Here is a 14,220-nt window from a genome sequence, read left to right as displayed (position 1 = left end):
GTGGAAATGATCGTCAGAGCCTACGGCGCGCACGCCGCCGACAAACAGGTCGAACCGATGGACATCTTCCGTCGCGACCCGCGGACCCACGATGTCCAGATCGACATCGCGTATTGCGGCGTATGCCATTCCGACTTGCACACCGTGCGCTCCGAGTGGGCTGGCACGCTCTTCCCCTGCGTGCCAGGCCATGAAATCGTCGGGCGGGTGACGGCGCTCGGACCGGGCGTCACGAAGTTTCGAGTTGGAGACACGGTCGGCGTCGGTTGCCTCGTCGGCAGTTGCCAACACTGCGGCAGTTGCGACGAAGGGCTAGAACAGTATTGCGAGAAGGGGTTCGTCGGTACGTACAACTTCCCGACCGAGGACGCACCCGGGCATACGCTGGGCGGCTACTCAGGGCAGATCGTCGTCAACGAGGATTTCGTTCTGCGTATCAAGCATCCGCCGCAGCAACTCGCGGCGGTGGCGCCGCTCCTGTGCGCGGGCATCACGACGTATTCGCCGCTTCGGCACTGGAAGGCTGGCCCTGGCAAGAAAGTCGGTATCGTCGGCATCGGTGGTCTCGGCCACATGGGGATCAAGTTGGCAGACGCGCTCGGCGCCCATGTCGTCGCCTTCACCACGTCCGAGGGGAAACGCGAGGATGCGAAGGCGCTGGGCGCGGATGAAGTGGTCGTTTCCAGGAACGACAACGAAATGCAGCAACACGCAGGCAGCTTCGACCTGATCCTCAACACCGTCGCAGCCAGCCACGACCTCGATCCTTTCGTTGGCCTGCTCAAGCGCGACGGCACGATGTGCCTCGTGGGCGTTCCCGAGCACGCCCATCCAAGCCCAAACGTCGGCCAGCTCATCTTCGGGCGTCGATCAATCGCCGGTTCGCTGATTGGCGGCATCGCGGAGACACAGGAGATGCTCGACTTCTGCGCCGAACGAGGCATCGTTGCCGACATCGAGCTGATCCCAATCCAGCAGATCGAGCAGGCATACGACCGCATGCAACGCGGCGACGTGAAGTACCGCTTCGTCATTGACAACGCAACGCTGGACGGCAGACCGCGCGGTTAGAACCAGCGCCGCATTCCGGGAGCCCACCTGGATTCGCTGGGTGCATAGACGGGCCAAAACTTCCCGTGCGGCATGAAGGTAAGCCGCCCCCCGCTTCAACTTGGCGGGGGCACTGTCGCGCATGTGCTTAGGGCACCCCCTGAAAAAGCCCCCGGGTTCGCTAACGGTTCAAGCTATACGTCCCCGGGGCACGGCGATCTGGGGCCCCATCGGCTCGTCGTCGTTAGGCAATGCTTGCCTATTTTCTGTTCGACGCGACCCACAACGTCAGGCCACGCTGCTATCGGACTGGTTCGCGCTTACCGAACTCATACGCGCGCGCCTACGCGCGAGGTTTCCCAAGTGACGTGAAGCGGAACTGCCGCAAGTTGGCAAGCGAGCGCGCTTTGCCGGCTGGCGTTCGCGGCCCGGTCGAGCGCCCGCCATGGAATCGACAGCGTTGCTTGCCAGGCTCGCTCAGCGCTTCACACGGTTGTCCATCCCGATGTCGTCGCGCTCCGCACCGCACGCGATTTCCGCTGGTCGACGAACGCGCCATTTTCTTTTTCTCCACCGAGACACCGAGACACCGAGACCAGACGGTCCCGGCGCCTCTGCGCCTGACCCTACAACTCCACCTGCCAGATCGCCGGCGTGATCCGGTAAACGCGCACGCGGCGATCATCGGGCAAGCGTTCCGTCCGCGTCGCGACGCCGTCGGCGTCCGGCATGAGCGCACCGCACGCGATCAGTACACGCACCGCTTCGCGCGCATCGAAGCCGCGCAGCACCTCGCTGGTGAACACCTCGCGCTCGATGTAGTACTCCGGCCCGTCGGCCGTCTGCCTGCGGAACCCCGCTCGGTTCACCGTCTTGGCATACGGGTCATTCCACACGGTGAAGCGCGACTCGCCGTGGAGTTCAAGGAACTTGCGCACTTGGGCCAGCATTGCCGCCGGCTCGGCATTACCCTTTCCTCCGCGCGCCGACTGCCAGTCGTTGAAGCACACGGCCACGGCGTGCTCCGCTTCCCCGGGCTCCCAGCCCGTGAGTCCGAAAGCCGTTGCGAGTTCGCCGGCGGCCCCGATCAGAGCGAAGCGCTGCGCAACGCGCCGAACTTGGCCATCCGCAGTCTCGTCGGCCAAGGCCCGCGCGAGCCGTTCGCTCGTCGCCTTGATCGCCATTCGCGCACCGTCGAGGTCGGCGGTGACCGTTTCGAGGAACGCGATCAACGGCCATCCAAACTGATCCGCCGAAGCAGCCTTCAATCGGTCCGCGAACGCGCCGGCGGTGATGCCTTCCGGCAGCAGGTCGAAAATACCCAGGCCGCTCCCCGCGTCGGCGGGAACGTCGATGACGCGCACTTCCTGGCCAGCACGGACCTTCCCGCCGACCTCGGAGATCAACTCGTGCAAGCCGATCTCGCCGGAACTAAGGAACAGCACCCGGAAGACGGCGGCCGATCGCGGCGAACCATCACGACGCGAGCGCCCCTTTCCTTGGCCGTTCGCGAGCAAGTACGCGCAGGCACCGGCGTGCTTCGGATCGAGTTGGGCAATCTCGTCGAGGATCAGGAGTAGATCGCTGTGCATCGATGCCACGCCTTCGATCGCGTTGTCCGTTTGCCGCCAGGTGCGGGCGAAGCGCGGAGGGCCGAAGACCGAGGCGGCGACGCTGAGCGCCGTCGTTTTGCCGACGCTGGAACTGCCGCGAAGGTGCAGGCCCCCACCTTCGGCGCCCGCAAGACCAAGGCAAGGTCCGGCGAACGCGCAGGACAGCGCCAGCACCAACCGCGAATTGCCGGCGCACGGAAGGGCGATTCGCGATCGCCATTCGTCGAGCGTGCCCCGCTGCGACAGCGCAATGCCGTCCGGCGTGCTGGTCTGGAAGATGACCGGCCCTTCCGTGCAATCGCCATAGGTTCGGTCGGGCAGCGCGAAGACGTCACCGTCCCATCCGGTCCGGGTCACGCAACGAGCGCTGATGCTCGGGTTCTCACGTTGGATGAAGTCCGACAGGCGTCCTCGCAACCGCGGATTGCTGGTGATTTCGAGACCCTGACGGAGGAGCTCCGAGCGGAGCGCGTCGCCGGTCCCGGCCAGCATCTCCATCGGCATGGCCCATCGATGCTCCATGCCGGCGCGGTCGACGAAGGTCAGCAAGCGGCCCCAGTTGTTGCCCGATCCGTCCTGGGTGGTCGCTGCTATCCGCAGCGGCGAGCACACCCACTCGGGATCGAGCTCCACGAGCTCGTCAGCCTTGCGATCGCGTTCCACGCCGATCCAGTGCACCCCGTCTTGGAGTCCACGGACACCCTCGTACAGCTCGAACCGGGCACCGCGCGGCACGAAGACACGGTCCTGCACCTCGTCGGATTGCGTTTGCTCGATGTCTCGGCTGTCTCGGCTGTCTCGGTCGACTTCGAGCGAGCAGTTGGAGACGCCGCCATCGCGAGCGGCTTCCGATTCGACGCTATCGGCGAGTGCAGTTTCGTCACCATCCGAGCGATCGGTGGGAGGTGCGTGCAAGCGCCCGTGCTGCTTGTAATCTGCCGGCGCACGAGTACCCTCACTCGTGTCGCGCCCCGTGCCCATGGCGGCATCGACATTCACGACCCGCAGGTTGCCGCCTGCGGGTTTTTCGTTGCTGGTCATCCTTGTTCTCCATTCAACGCATCAGCCGCCGCGTCTAACAGGTCGGCTGCTTTCACGATGAGCGAACCGTCAATGCAGTCGGGCGAGTGCGCATCCGTGCAACAGAAGTAGCGTGCCAGTTGGTCGCGTGCGGCGGCGATGAGCGACTTGGCGAAGTTGAGGTGACGATCGGGGCTCTGGAAATTCATGCCGCCGCCTTCGGCGCCGCAGCCTCGACCAGGGCGCGAATATCCTCGGCGCGCCATGCGGTAATCCGCGGACCCAGCGCACGCGATGGCTGTGGATATCTGCCACTGCGGACGCCTGCCCACCAGGTGGAGGCGCTCACCGGAACGATTGCGGGAACTGCGGGACGGGTGGGGGTCGCGCGTCGGCCGATGATGTCGGCCAGACGGAGGTAGCCGGTTTCAGGGAGCGTGTGCATTGCGGGCGATTCCTGTGTGGTTGGACACGGAATCAGCCTAGGAAGTACGGCTCACGACCGGGGAGGGGCGCAAGCAGCTTTTTCTATGCAGCGATGTCCCCCTCCTCGCGAGCAACCATCGATCCCATCTGGCGTTCCTGGTCCCGCAAGTCCATCACCAGCGTGCGGATGTCGGCTTTGTCGATGGGCTCCGCGAAAACCGCATCACTGACGTGGCTCAGGAATGCCCGTCGCCGATCCGCGATGACGGTGCGGGCGAATACTCCGTAGATTTCGCGGAGGAACTGGCCGCGCGGTTCGTGCTTGCTCACGGGAGCACCTTCAGCTTCAGCGAAGTGTCGTTCGAGGGCCGCCAGCAGATCGATCACGGTTGGATGGGGATAGGCCGGTCTGGGAATCTCGATGCACGCAGGGCCGTCGATCCTGACGTACTCGCTGAGGCTTTGGCCCCGCTGCTGCATCTGGCGCAGCAGTTCAAATTCCTTGAGGCTTCGTTGCAGGTCTACCGACTTGACCGCATCCGCGTAGTCCACGAATCCCGCGCTGCGCAGGAGTTCAGCCAGACCGGGTTGATGGTTCGTCACCAGTTTGTCCTTCTTGAGCACACGCAACATGCGAACGACTCGGTTGCGGAGCTGCTCGAACGCGCGCTTGGGCGAAGCGATCATTTTTCGAGCCTTGGTGTCGCCTGCACGGTTGTTGGGGGTGGGCTTACGTCGCGGCATGGCTTCGATCGCGCTCTTGACGGGACGCATCATGCTGATCGCGAGATAGAGCCACTCCATGTCCGTGCAAGCCACCTCCATCAACATCTCTCGCGTACGCGGCGCTCGCATCAAGGCGACAAGCACCCATCGGTGGATCACATTGGAGCGATCGGGCTCGTTCAGCCGGGCCGTCAAGTCCACCGCGTCGTAAAACGTCATCGCGTCCTCGGCGATGAGGACGCTGGGCGAAAAAAGGCTCAAGACCTTGGCGAACGGCTCGGGGAAATCGTCGCTCGTCATGCTTCATCCCGTGCAAATTGCCGGTGCGGCGGCATCGGCTATGTGGTGAACGCGATACACGAAGTTATCGCATTTTGGACGGGCAGGGTCGACGGCAATACGGCTCCGCGGCGGGCGTCGTAGGTTGAACTGAAGTTCGCAATAAGGTTGAACTGAAGTTCGCAATAAGGTTGAACTGAAGATTGCGACAAAGTTGTACTTAACTCCGCGCGAAAGATTTACTTAACACCGCCTTGCGTCGTTGCGCGTGGCCGCACTCGATTGGACGACGGTCCACTAGTCGGCGATCACCAACTCGTCGAGGTAGTTCGCCCATTTCTGGACCATCTTGCGGCGTTCGGGCAGGAACGAGGTGCGGTTATATGCGCGTCCGTTGGGGTCGCGAACGGCGTGCGCGAGCTGATGTTCGATGTAATCCGGACGAAACCCTAGCGCCTCGTCCAGGAGGGTGCGAGCCATCGCGCGAAACCCGTGGGTGGTCATTTGCTCGCCCGTGTAGCCGATGCGCTGCAGCGCAGCGAGCAAGGCGTTCGTGGTCATCGGTCGTTGCTTGTCGTTCGGGTACGGCGTTCGTGCGCTGGGGAAGACGTAGCGGCCACGGCCGGTGAGCAAGTGCAAATCACGAAGAACCGCGACGGCTTGAGCTGGGAGAGGCACATGGTGCGGCTGGCCGGTTTTCATCCGCGCAGCAGGAATATCCCATTCCCCAGCGTCGAGGTTGAACTCAGACCACTCGGCAGAGCACAGCTCGTTTGGCCGCACGAACACCAGCGGGGCGAGCTGCAGCGCCGCCTTGACAACCGGCGTCCCGGTGAATCCATTTATCGCCCGAAGCAGGCCGCCAACTTCCTTGGGGTTCGTAATTGCAGCGTGGTGGCGTTCGGCGGGCCGGATGAGCGCGCCTTTCAAGTCTGCCGTGGGATCGCGATCGGCGCGCCCGGTCGCGATGGCATAGCGCATCACCTGGCCGATGTTCTGCTTGATGCGGTGCGCGGACTCATGCGCACCACGCTCTTCGATCCGTCGCAGGACACGAAGGACATCGGGAGCGGTGAGTTCGGCGACGGGTTTCGCGCCCACATACGGGAACACGTTCTTGTCGAACCACGCTGCGACCTTGATCGCGTACTTCGGCACGAACCTCTGCTTCGAGAGCCATTCACGCGCGACAACTTCAAAGCTATTCGCTGCGCGGTCGGTACCTGCTTCCTTTTCCGCTTTGCGATGCTGCCCGGGATCGATCCCCGCTGCGAGCTGCGCGCGGGCGGCGTGATTCTTCGACCGTGCGTCAGCGAGTGTCGTGGAGGGATATGTGCCGAGGCTGAGGGTGTTGCGCTTACCGGTACCGGGGCGTCGATAGTCGCAGCGCCACCAGCGCGCGCCGCTGGGTTGGACCAAAAGGTACAAGCCACCTCCGTCCGCGAGCTTGAACGGTGTGCTCCTGGGCTTCTCCGACTTGATCTTCGCGTTCGTCAGCATGACGGTAGGCCATGGGCGAGATAGGGGAGTTCCCGTCAAACCTACCGCCAGTTACCGCCTGATTGCAATGCTTGGAATTGCATCTTATAGGACACAAAAAAGGCCGGAACCCTTGATTTCTCTGGATATTCCGGCCTTCGTTGGACTTGCTGGGACAACTAAATGGTGGAGGTGGGGGGAATTGAACCCCCGTCCGAAGGCACTCCATCCCCGGCACTACATGCTTAGCTCGCCGTTCGTTCTCGGCCCCTGGCAACACGACGTGCGAAGCACACCAGGGGACACACCCGCTTTAGGTTAAGTCAGAGCTGACGGGTCGCCACTCCAACCGATCCTGTGATGATGACCCTACATCCACGAGCACAGGCACAAGTGGGTTCGGGGCTAGGCCTTAAGCGGCCAGAGCGTAGACGTCGTCGTTCGCGTCTAGGTTTTTGCAGCTGGATTAACGAGGAAAGCTACCCCCTCGGCATGCGCCAAGCGATTTCGCAACCCCCGTCGAAGCCAGTGCACCCCCGGGAGACATCGATGTCGCTGACCGGGGGAGTATAGGCCCATCTCCCTTGATATGGTTGAACCATGCCGCCGCTCGCTCCACGTGCTCCGCGCCATGCCGACGACCGGGCCTCCCCCGGCCTGAGCGGCTTCGCGCTCGCCGTGCTGGTGCTGGTGGCGTCCACGCTGCTGGTGCTGATGGCCTGGCGCGCGGCGCGGCAGAACGCGATCGATTCCGCGCACGCGGAGTTCGACGGCTCCTGCGATGAAGTGGTCGAGCTGCTGCGGCAGCGGCTGGTGAACTACGAGCTCACCATCCGCGGCGGCGCGGCCCTGTTCGCGAGCGTGGCGCGGCCGAACCCCTCGCAGTGGCGCGCCTATGTCGACGGACTCAACCTCGGCCAACGGTTTCCCTCCATCGCGGGGCTCGGCTTCGCGGCGTTCGTGAGCCACCACGGCATGGAGGAACTGCAGCGCGATGCGCGTGCGCAGGGGCGCGGGCTGTTGAGCGTCTGGCCGCGCGGCGTGCGCGAGTACTACGGCCCCATCCTGTACCTGGAGCCGCGCACGGCGGAGAACCTCAACGTCATCGGCTACGACATGTACGCCGAGCCCGTGCGCCACGCCGCGATGGAGTCGGCGATGCTCGATGCCGTGCCGCACGTGACCAATCGCGTGAAGCTCGTGCAGGACCTGGCGCCGGACATCGCGGCCTTCCTGATGTACGTGCCCGTGTACCAGGGCGGCGCACCGCCGGCGACCGCGGTGGGGCGACGCGCGGCCCTGAACGGTTGGGTGTACGCCCCGGTGCGCGTGAAGCGCTTCGTGGACGTCGCGCTGCGTCCGATCCGGCGCAACGTCGTCTTCCGCGCGTTCGACATCACGCACGGCCAGCCCGCGCTGCTTTACGAGGATCCCGGGTTTGCGGGACATGCCGATGCGGCCTTCACCCAGTCGCGGGTGGCGACGGTGTACGGGCGCGTGTGGCGCTTCGACTTCGCCTCCGCGCCGATCGAACAGGCGGTGCCCACGCTTGCGCCCTTGAGCACAGCACTCGCGGTGGGCCTGTTGGCCTCCTTGTTGTTGTTCGGCATCGCGTGGTCGCTGGCGGCCACCGAGATGCGTGCGCAACGACTCGCAGCGCGCATGAGCACCGCGGCGCGCCGCAGCGAAGCGCGCGTGCGCGCCCTCAATCGTTCGCTCGAAGCCCGCGTGGAAACGCGCACGCGCGAATTGAGCGAAGCCAACCGCGAGCTCGAGTCCTTCGCCTACAGCGTCTCGCACGACCTGCGCGCGCCCTTGCGCTCCATCGAAGGCTTCAGCCGCGTGCTCGGTGACCGTTACGCCGCCGTGCTCGACGACACCGGCCGCGATTACCTGCAGCGCGTGCGCAACGCGGCCTCGCGCATGAGCGAGCTGATCGAAGCACTGCTCAAGGTCTCGCGCGTGGGGCGGGGCGACCTGGTGCCGGAAGACCTGGACCTGTCGAAGATGGCGCAGGACATCGTGGCCGAACTGCGCACGGTGGAACCGCAGCGCGATGTGGAAGTCGACATCGCCCCGGGCCTGCTGGCGCGCGGCGACCGCGTCCTCGTGCGCAGCCTGCTGCAGAACCTGCTGGGCAATGCGTGGAAGTTCACCCGCGATCGCGACAACGCGCTGGTCGAGTTCGGGCAGGAAGACGACGGTATCACCTTCTACGTGCACGACAACGGCGCCGGTTTCGACCAGGCCTACGTCGACAAGCTCTTCCGTCCGTTCCAGCGCCTGCACGACGACGCGCGGTATGCGGGGGAGGGGATCGGGTTGGCGACGGTGAAGCGCATCGTCGAACGCCATGGCGGCACGATCACCGCGTCGGGTCGCCCGGGGCGCGGTGCAGTCTTCACGTTTACGCTGGTGCCGCCACCCGACGAGGACTGAGCCTCACGCGTCCTTGTTGTGCCGGCGCATCACGCGCTGCTTCTCGCGGTTCCAGTCGCGTTCCTTGCTGGCCTCGCGCTTGTCGTGCGTTTGCTTGCCGCGTGCCAGCGCGAGCTCGGCCTTGATCTTGTTGCCCTTCCAGTACAGCGCGGTGGGCACGAGCGTGTAACCGTCGCGCTGCACGCGGCCGACCAGCGTGTCGATCTCGCGACGGTGCAGCAGCAGCTTGCGCGTGCGGTGCGCGTCGGCGATGACATGGGTGGAGGCGGAGATGAGCGGCGTGATCTGCGCACCGAAGAGGAAGAGCTCGCCGTCCTTCACGATCGCGTAGCTCTCGCCGATGTTGGCGCGCCCGGCCCGGATGGCCTTCAGTTCCCAGCCCTGCAGGGCCAGGCCGGCCTCGACCTTTTCCTCCAGGTGGTACTCATGTTTGGCCCGCTTGTTGAGCGCAATGGTCTTCTGCGCCGGGGCTTTCGCGGCCTTCGCGCCCGCCTTTCCCGTATCCTTGGCCGCTTTCTTGTTCATGGTCCTATTCTCGCATTACATGAGCACGGCATTGACATGAGCGTGATCCAACGAAGCGCCCTCGTCGAACACTCCGCCGCCCGCATGTTCGCGCTGGTGAACGACGTGGCCGCCTATCCACGCCGCTTCGACTGGTGCGAATCGGCGGAGGTGCTGGAGCAGGGCGAATCCCGCCTGGTCGCGCGGCTGGACCTCGGCTACGGCGCGCTGCGCACCTGGTTCACCACCGAGAACACCCTCAAGCCGCCGCACCACATCGACATGCAGCTCAAGGACGGGCCGTTCAAGAAGCTGCACGGGCGCTGGCAGTTCCATGCGCTCGACGAGTCGGCGTGCAAGGTGACGCTCACGCTCGACTTCGAGCCGAACAACAAGTTGCTCGGGCCGGCGTTCGCCATTGGCTTCCAGGGGCTGGCCGACCGCATGGTCGACGACTTCGTGCGCGCCGCCGACCGCGGCGCGGAGTGAGCGCATGCGCATCGGTATCGTCCTGGCGCGTGCGCGCAGCTTCGAGGAATGGGCGGTGACGGTGCCGCAGGGGGCGACGATCGATGACGCGCTGGTCGCCGCCGGGCTCACGGCGGAATGGCGGCAAGGGCAGGGGATCGACGGCCTGGCGCTGCATGGCGTGCGTGCCGAAAGCGACGCGCGCCTGAACGACGGGGACCGGATCGAGTTGCTGCGTCCGCTGGTGGCGGACCCGAAGGACGCGCGCCGCAAGCGCGCGGCGGCGCGGAAACCCGACGCGCCTTAGTGGCGCTTGTTCTTGTCCTTCTCGCGCGGCAGGTTGCCGAAGCGACGGCGGAGGTCTTCCGCCAGTTCCTTGTCCTGCTCGCCGAAGTACTCGCCTTCCCAGCTCGCGAGCTGCTCGCCGTTGAAGTTCAGCGTCAGGGTTTTGACCTGCGTGGTGCCGCGGCGGTCGATGCGCTGCGAAGCCACGTAGTCCCAGCGCGAGTGGTGGAACGGGTCGGCGACCGAGGGCGAACCGAGGAGCGTCATGACCTGGCGCTTGTCCATGCCGACCTGGAGCTGGTCGACGTTCGTCTTTTCGAGCAGGTTGCCCTGGTAGATCGGCTGCTTGTAGAGGATGCCGCAGCCCGCGGTGGCGAGGGTCAGGGCGAGGACGAGGACAAGCTTGCGCATGGAAAAGGCGGGTTCGCTGGGGGCGTGAAGGGGCCGATGATACACTCCGCGCCCATGGAACAGCAGGATCTCCGCAAGGCCGGGCTCAAGGTCACGCATCCCCGGATGCGGATCCTGGAGCTGCTGGAGCAGACCCGTCCCCGCCATATGACGGCGGAGGATATTTATCGTCAGTTGCTTGAGCATGGGGATGAGATCGGGTTGGCGACGGTCTATCGGGTCCTGACGCAGTTCGAGGCGGCGGGGCTGGTGCTGAAGCACAATTTCGAGGGTGGGCACGCGGTTTACGAGCTGGATCGTGGGGAGCATCACGATCACATGGTCGATATCGACACCGGGAAGGTCATCGAGTTCCAGAGCCCGGAGATCGAGGAGCTGCAGCGGCAGGTGGCGGCCCGGCACGGGTACCAGATCGAGGAGCATGCGCTGGTGCTCTACGTTCGGAAGAAGCGCTGATTTAGTTGCGGCTTCGGGTGGGCGGACCGTCCTGCGAGGGCTTATGTCCTCGGCCGGTGCGCTGTAGCTGCATCCCTGCGGACAGAGCACCGTGCGCACGGCCATCCATGGCCGTGCTCCGAGGACATAAGCCCTCGCATGCCAGTCCTCCACGGCAATTCACTAACGGCCTCTTCGGTACGGGGCTTGAGCTCAGCGCGCGGTGGGGAGGCCGGTCCATCTGGCCGATTCGACGATGCGGCCAAGCTCGCGACCGATCTGGTCGATCCACCATGTCATCGCATCCGGGCGCAAGTCGTCGTCGGTGAGGTTGGTGGCGGCGCCTGCTTCCAGGAGTCGCGCCATGTAGCGTACGTGTTCGCTGACCAGCGCCAGTTTGACGTGCGATTCGTCGGTGAGGATGAAGTGGGTGGGCATGGGGGCGTCTGACATGTGCTTCCTCCGGTGATCCGATGAAGTGCTTGCATCGCCGTCGGCGATGCAAGGTGTCGGGAGGTTGGAAACCGCGTTTGAACGGTGTGGCGTATTTCCCCTTGCGAGGTGTTGTATTGGCCACCCTCCCGACGCAATGGATCTACGCCGGTTCGACGACACGTTGACCGCATCGCCTCAAACGGGAGTTTCCAAACTCCGAAATTCAGCGTGAACCGTCCTCGCGTGCACGCATATCGGACGGTGGCGCAGGAAGCGAGCGATCAGTCCCGCGTTGTACAGGCAGCGTCCGCGCGATGTCCTGGACATGCCTCGGGATGTCGCGGATGTGCTTAAGGAAGTCGCGGAGGTCCTTCAGGATGTCGTGGACCTCCTGAAGCATGTCGCCGATGTCCTTAAGGATGTTTCGAACCTCCTTCAGCATGTCGCCGATGTCCTCAAGGATGTCCCGGACCTCCTCGAGCATGTCGCCGATGTCCTTCAGGATGTCCCGGACCTCCTTAAGGAGGTCGCGGATGTCCTGAAGGATGTCGTAGACCTCCTTGAGCGGGTGCGCCATGCAGCCAGCGGGATCACCGCAGATGCGGCATGCTCTCGGCATGGACGCCAAGCCCTTCGCGCCCGCTTGCGAGCGCAACCGTGATCCGATCCTCGCGGTGCTGCGGACGCAGTTCGCCGACCGCCGCAGCGTGCTCGAGGTGGGCAGCGGCACCGGGCAGCACGCTGTGTATTTCGCTGCCGCGATGCCCTGGCTGACTTGGCAGTGCGCCGATCTCGCCGTGCAATTGCCCGGCATCCGGATGTGGCTGGACGAGGCAGGCCTTCCCAACACGCCGCCGCCGATCGCGCTTGATGTGAGCGGGCCGTGGCCGACCGGTCCCTACGAAGCGGTGTTCATCGCCAACATCCTGCATATCGTCGGCTGGCCCGGTGTCGAGGCGTTCTTCGCCGGCGTCGGGCGGGTGCTTGGTGCTGCGGGCATGCTCGTCGTGTACGGCCCCTTCAATGTGGGCGGTCACTACACCAGCGAGAGCAACCGCGACTTCGACGCTTGGTTGAAAGCGCGCGATCCTCGCTCCGGGATCCGCGACATCGAGGCTGTGCAGGCACTCGCCACGCAGGCCGATTTGCACGCCGTCGACGACGTGGCAATGCCGGCGAACAACCGCTGCCTTGTTTGGCGGAAGGGTTGATGCGTTTGGACTCGCGGCCTCAGTGACCGCTTTCGACCCAAAGCGGACATTCGGTGTGCGACAGTGACTCTCCATCTAAGGCGGAGTCGACATGGACCACAAGCGCATTGCGTTGCCTGACGCCAAACCCGGTTGGTCGTTGGAGGGCCATCTGCGCTTGGTCAACGGCAAATGGGCACGCTTCCGGGTTGACGCTGAAGGCCCCGTCCACACCAACAAGTTTGGCGAGCTAAAGCGATGGCGCGAGATATTCGGTGGATATGACTGCGAGGAGAGTGCACGGCGCTACATGCAAGAGCACTACGGCCAAGACCCGTTCAAGGGAAGCCCTGAGACGTATTGAAAAACCCTGATGCTACCCGCGACGCTTGTAGTGGTTGGCGTAACGCTGGTCCTTCGCACGGGCATCGCGGTAGTTAACGTCTGAGCTAACGTCCGCCGGTCCTCTTCGGCGACTTCCGCGCCCCTGAGTGACCGCTAACGACCCCAAGCGGATGCTTGGCAGGTCCTGCTTGTATAACCGGACCTCGCGGTCCGTCCAATCAGCAGTCAGGCCTCATGAAACGATACGCGTGGTCGGAGGAATCATGCGCTTGACCGGATGGGGGAATCGAATCCTGGGTTCTGCCTTGACTCTGTGTCTTGGCATCTTTGTGATCACGCCCGCGCTGGCGCGGGCTGCGGACAATCCCGGATACGACCGTCCTGGCCTGGGGTTCACGCCTGCCGTACTTCAACCCGGCGGTTTCACGCTGGAACAGGGGCTGCCCGATTGGACTCGTGCTGACGGCATCTCGCTGTACAGCGCCGATACCCTGTTTCGACTAGGCATCGGTGATTCGCTGGAACTGCAACTCGGCACGGGTTGGAATCGACTCGAAGGACCAGGCCCCACCATGGATGGCCGTTCCGATACGTCGCTGGCGATGAAGTTCGCACCGGCCGCGACGGGTGATGTCAGCTGGGGACTGCTTGGCAGCGTTGAGTTCACCGACGGAGCGCGGGCACTTCGCGCCGAACGAAACCAATACCTGCTCGGGGCCAGCGTCAATTGGCAGCGCAGCGCGGATCATTCGCTCGGCCTTTACGCGGAAGCGGTGCAGGGAGACACCGATAGTCAGTTGCTGGCCGTCAACGACGGCTGGACATTGACCCCGGCGCTGGGCATGTACGTGGAACTTGCGGCACAACACCTTGACGGGATCGGTGATGGCAGCATGGGCGGCGCTGGTCTGACCTGGCAGGCGACGCCGCGTGTGCAACTCGACATCGGTGTTCGTCATCGCCTGGGCGGCAATGCCGATACCTGGCAAGGCGGCGTCGGCTTTGCCGTTTTCTTCGACAACTGAAGTCAACGGACTGTGATCTGACGCGCTGGTGAATTTATTCGCATGACGCCGACTGGGCGATAGCGGACACTGGCGCACCACGCCTTGTCG

At 64.4% G+C, this 14,220-nt stretch carries 16 protein-coding genes and 1 other RNA gene; 8 read left to right on the top strand and 9 right to left on the bottom strand.

Features of this window, described 5'->3' with window-relative positions; all coding sequences use genetic code 11:
- The first annotated feature begins 6 nt into the window (after nucleotides 1-6).
- Nucleotides 7-1,071 carry an NAD(P)-dependent alcohol dehydrogenase gene (locus tag LVB87_RS12590; RefSeq protein WP_232898301.1) on the top strand — a complete coding sequence of 355 codons (1,065 nt, stop codon included), beginning with the start codon at nucleotides 7-9 and terminating at the stop codon, nucleotides 1,069-1,071.
- Nucleotides 1,072-1,676: 605 nt separating this feature from the next.
- Here LVB87_RS12590 and LVB87_RS12585 read toward each other — a convergent pair.
- The 5 genes from LVB87_RS12585 to ssrA all read right to left on the bottom strand — a co-directional run bounded on the left by LVB87_RS12585 (nucleotide 1,677) and on the right by ssrA (nucleotide 7,131).
- Entirely contained in the window at nucleotides 1,677-3,704 is a 2,028-nt protein-coding gene (locus LVB87_RS12585) for a DUF927 domain-containing protein (protein WP_232898300.1), read from the bottom strand.
- Entirely contained in the window at nucleotides 3,701-3,892 is a 192-nt protein-coding gene (locus LVB87_RS12580; protein WP_232898299.1) for a hypothetical protein, read from the bottom strand. The genes LVB87_RS12585 and LVB87_RS12580 overlap by 4 nt, the downstream gene beginning before the upstream one ends.
- A 319-nt stretch (nucleotides 3,893-4,211) precedes the next feature.
- Nucleotides 4,212-5,135, bottom strand: a complete 924-nt coding sequence (locus LVB87_RS12575) for a hypothetical protein (RefSeq protein ID WP_232898298.1) — start codon at nucleotides 5,133-5,135, stop codon at nucleotides 4,212-4,214.
- Between the two features lie 276 nt (nucleotides 5,136-5,411).
- Entirely contained in the window at nucleotides 5,412-6,614 is a 1,203-nt protein-coding gene (locus LVB87_RS12570) for an integrase arm-type DNA-binding domain-containing protein (protein ID WP_232898297.1), read from the bottom strand.
- Nucleotides 6,615-6,777: 163 nt separating this feature from the next.
- Nucleotides 6,778-7,131: a transfer-messenger RNA gene (gene ssrA, locus LVB87_RS12565) on the bottom strand.
- 62 nt (nucleotides 7,132-7,193) lie between these two features.
- Between ssrA and LVB87_RS12560 the strand changes: the two genes are divergently transcribed.
- Nucleotides 7,194-9,032, top strand: a complete 1,839-nt coding sequence (locus LVB87_RS12560; protein ID WP_232898296.1) for a CHASE domain-containing protein — start codon at nucleotides 7,194-7,196, stop codon at nucleotides 9,030-9,032.
- A gap of 3 nt (nucleotides 9,033-9,035) precedes the next feature.
- Here the strand turns inward: LVB87_RS12560 and smpB are convergent, their stop codons facing one another.
- A complete protein-coding gene (gene smpB / locus LVB87_RS12555; RefSeq protein ID WP_232898295.1) occupies nucleotides 9,036-9,557 on the bottom strand; it encodes an SsrA-binding protein SmpB in 522 nt (173 codons plus the stop codon).
- Between the two features lie 36 nt (nucleotides 9,558-9,593).
- Between smpB and LVB87_RS12550 the strand changes: the two genes are divergently transcribed.
- Complete coding sequence (locus LVB87_RS12550; protein WP_232898294.1) at nucleotides 9,594-10,025, top strand: type II toxin-antitoxin system RatA family toxin; 432 nt, start codon at nucleotides 9,594-9,596, stop codon at nucleotides 10,023-10,025.
- Nucleotides 10,026-10,029: 4 nt separating this feature from the next.
- Nucleotides 10,030-10,311 carry an RnfH family protein gene (locus LVB87_RS12545; RefSeq protein WP_232898293.1) on the top strand — a complete coding sequence of 94 codons (282 nt, stop codon included), beginning with the start codon at nucleotides 10,030-10,032 and terminating at the stop codon, nucleotides 10,309-10,311.
- On the opposite strand, the gene bamE is transcribed toward LVB87_RS12545, so the two are convergent.
- Nucleotides 10,308-10,700: an outer membrane protein assembly factor BamE gene (bamE, locus tag LVB87_RS12540; RefSeq protein ID WP_232898292.1), complete on the bottom strand. Its 393-nt coding sequence runs from the start codon at nucleotides 10,698-10,700 to the stop codon at nucleotides 10,308-10,310. The two genes, LVB87_RS12545 and bamE, sit on opposite strands and share 4 nt — an antisense overlap.
- A gap of 54 nt (nucleotides 10,701-10,754) precedes the next feature.
- Between bamE and fur the strand changes: the two genes are divergently transcribed.
- A complete protein-coding gene (fur, locus tag LVB87_RS12535; RefSeq protein WP_232898291.1) occupies nucleotides 10,755-11,156 on the top strand; it encodes a ferric iron uptake transcriptional regulator in 402 nt (133 codons plus the stop codon).
- A 192-nt stretch (nucleotides 11,157-11,348) separates the two neighbouring features.
- Here the strand turns inward: fur and LVB87_RS12530 are convergent, their stop codons facing one another.
- Nucleotides 11,349-11,588 (bottom strand): hypothetical protein, encoded by a 240-nt coding sequence (locus LVB87_RS12530; protein WP_232898290.1) that lies wholly within the window; start codon nucleotides 11,586-11,588, stop codon nucleotides 11,349-11,351.
- A 205-nt stretch (nucleotides 11,589-11,793) separates the two neighbouring features.
- On the bottom strand, nucleotides 11,794-12,147 hold the full coding sequence (locus LVB87_RS12525) for a hypothetical protein (protein WP_232898289.1): 354 nt from the start codon (nucleotides 12,145-12,147) through the stop codon (nucleotides 11,794-11,796).
- Between the two features lie 40 nt (nucleotides 12,148-12,187).
- Here LVB87_RS12525 and LVB87_RS12520 point away from each other — a divergent pair, with 40 nt between their 5' ends.
- From LVB87_RS12520 to LVB87_RS12510, 3 genes are all read left to right on the top strand, one after another.
- Nucleotides 12,188-12,781, top strand: a complete 594-nt coding sequence (locus LVB87_RS12520) for a DUF938 domain-containing protein (protein WP_232898288.1) — start codon at nucleotides 12,188-12,190, stop codon at nucleotides 12,779-12,781.
- A gap of 91 nt (nucleotides 12,782-12,872) precedes the next feature.
- Nucleotides 12,873-13,124 carry a hypothetical protein gene (locus tag LVB87_RS12515; RefSeq protein ID WP_232898287.1) on the top strand — a complete coding sequence of 84 codons (252 nt, stop codon included), beginning with the start codon at nucleotides 12,873-12,875 and terminating at the stop codon, nucleotides 13,122-13,124.
- Between the two features lie 244 nt (nucleotides 13,125-13,368).
- The gene (locus LVB87_RS12510; protein WP_232898286.1) at nucleotides 13,369-14,130 is read left to right on the top strand and encodes a transporter; all 762 of its coding nucleotides are present in this window, start codon (nucleotides 13,369-13,371) and stop codon (nucleotides 14,128-14,130) included.
- Nucleotides 14,131-14,220 lie beyond the last annotated feature (90 nt).

Source organism: Lysobacter sp. KIS68-7 (assembly GCF_021284745.1).
Taxonomy (GTDB): Bacteria; Pseudomonadota; Gammaproteobacteria; order Xanthomonadales; family Xanthomonadaceae; genus Noviluteimonas.
Note: the sequence above shows the minus strand (reverse complement) of the source record. Positions and strands in the feature narration are given on the sequence as shown.

Excerpts from the sequence above, each read along its gene's own strand:
- LVB87_RS12590 (WP_232898301.1), top strand. The coding sequence starts at position 7 with ATGATCGTCAGAGCCTACGGCGCGCACGCCGCCGACAAACAGGTCGAA.
- LVB87_RS12585 (WP_232898300.1), bottom strand. The coding sequence starts at position 3,704 with ATGACCAGCAACGAAAAACCCGCAGGCGGCAACCTGCGGGTCGTGAAT.
- LVB87_RS12580 (WP_232898299.1), bottom strand. The coding sequence starts at position 3,892 with ATGAATTTCCAGAGCCCCGATCGTCACCTCAACTTCGCCAAGTCGCTC.
- LVB87_RS12575 (WP_232898298.1), bottom strand. The coding sequence starts at position 5,135 with ATGACGAGCGACGATTTCCCCGAGCCGTTCGCCAAGGTCTTGAGCCTT.
- LVB87_RS12570 (WP_232898297.1), bottom strand. The coding sequence starts at position 6,614 with ATGCTGACGAACGCGAAGATCAAGTCGGAGAAGCCCAGGAGCACACCG.
- LVB87_RS12560 (WP_232898296.1), top strand. The coding sequence starts at position 7,194 with ATGCCGCCGCTCGCTCCACGTGCTCCGCGCCATGCCGACGACCGGGCC.
- smpB (WP_232898295.1), bottom strand. The coding sequence starts at position 9,557 with ATGAACAAGAAAGCGGCCAAGGATACGGGAAAGGCGGGCGCGAAGGCC.
- LVB87_RS12550 (WP_232898294.1), top strand. The coding sequence starts at position 9,594 with ATGAGCGTGATCCAACGAAGCGCCCTCGTCGAACACTCCGCCGCCCGC.
- LVB87_RS12545 (WP_232898293.1), top strand. The coding sequence starts at position 10,030 with ATGCGCATCGGTATCGTCCTGGCGCGTGCGCGCAGCTTCGAGGAATGG.
- bamE (WP_232898292.1), bottom strand. The coding sequence starts at position 10,700 with ATGCGCAAGCTTGTCCTCGTCCTCGCCCTGACCCTCGCCACCGCGGGC.
- fur (WP_232898291.1), top strand. The coding sequence starts at position 10,755 with ATGGAACAGCAGGATCTCCGCAAGGCCGGGCTCAAGGTCACGCATCCC.
- LVB87_RS12530 (WP_232898290.1), bottom strand. The coding sequence starts at position 11,588 with ATGTCAGACGCCCCCATGCCCACCCACTTCATCCTCACCGACGAATCG.
- LVB87_RS12525 (WP_232898289.1), bottom strand. The coding sequence starts at position 12,147 with ATGGCGCACCCGCTCAAGGAGGTCTACGACATCCTTCAGGACATCCGC.
- LVB87_RS12520 (WP_232898288.1), top strand. The coding sequence starts at position 12,188 with ATGGACGCCAAGCCCTTCGCGCCCGCTTGCGAGCGCAACCGTGATCCG.
- LVB87_RS12515 (WP_232898287.1), top strand. The coding sequence starts at position 12,873 with ATGGACCACAAGCGCATTGCGTTGCCTGACGCCAAACCCGGTTGGTCG.
- LVB87_RS12510 (WP_232898286.1), top strand. The coding sequence starts at position 13,369 with ATGCGCTTGACCGGATGGGGGAATCGAATCCTGGGTTCTGCCTTGACT.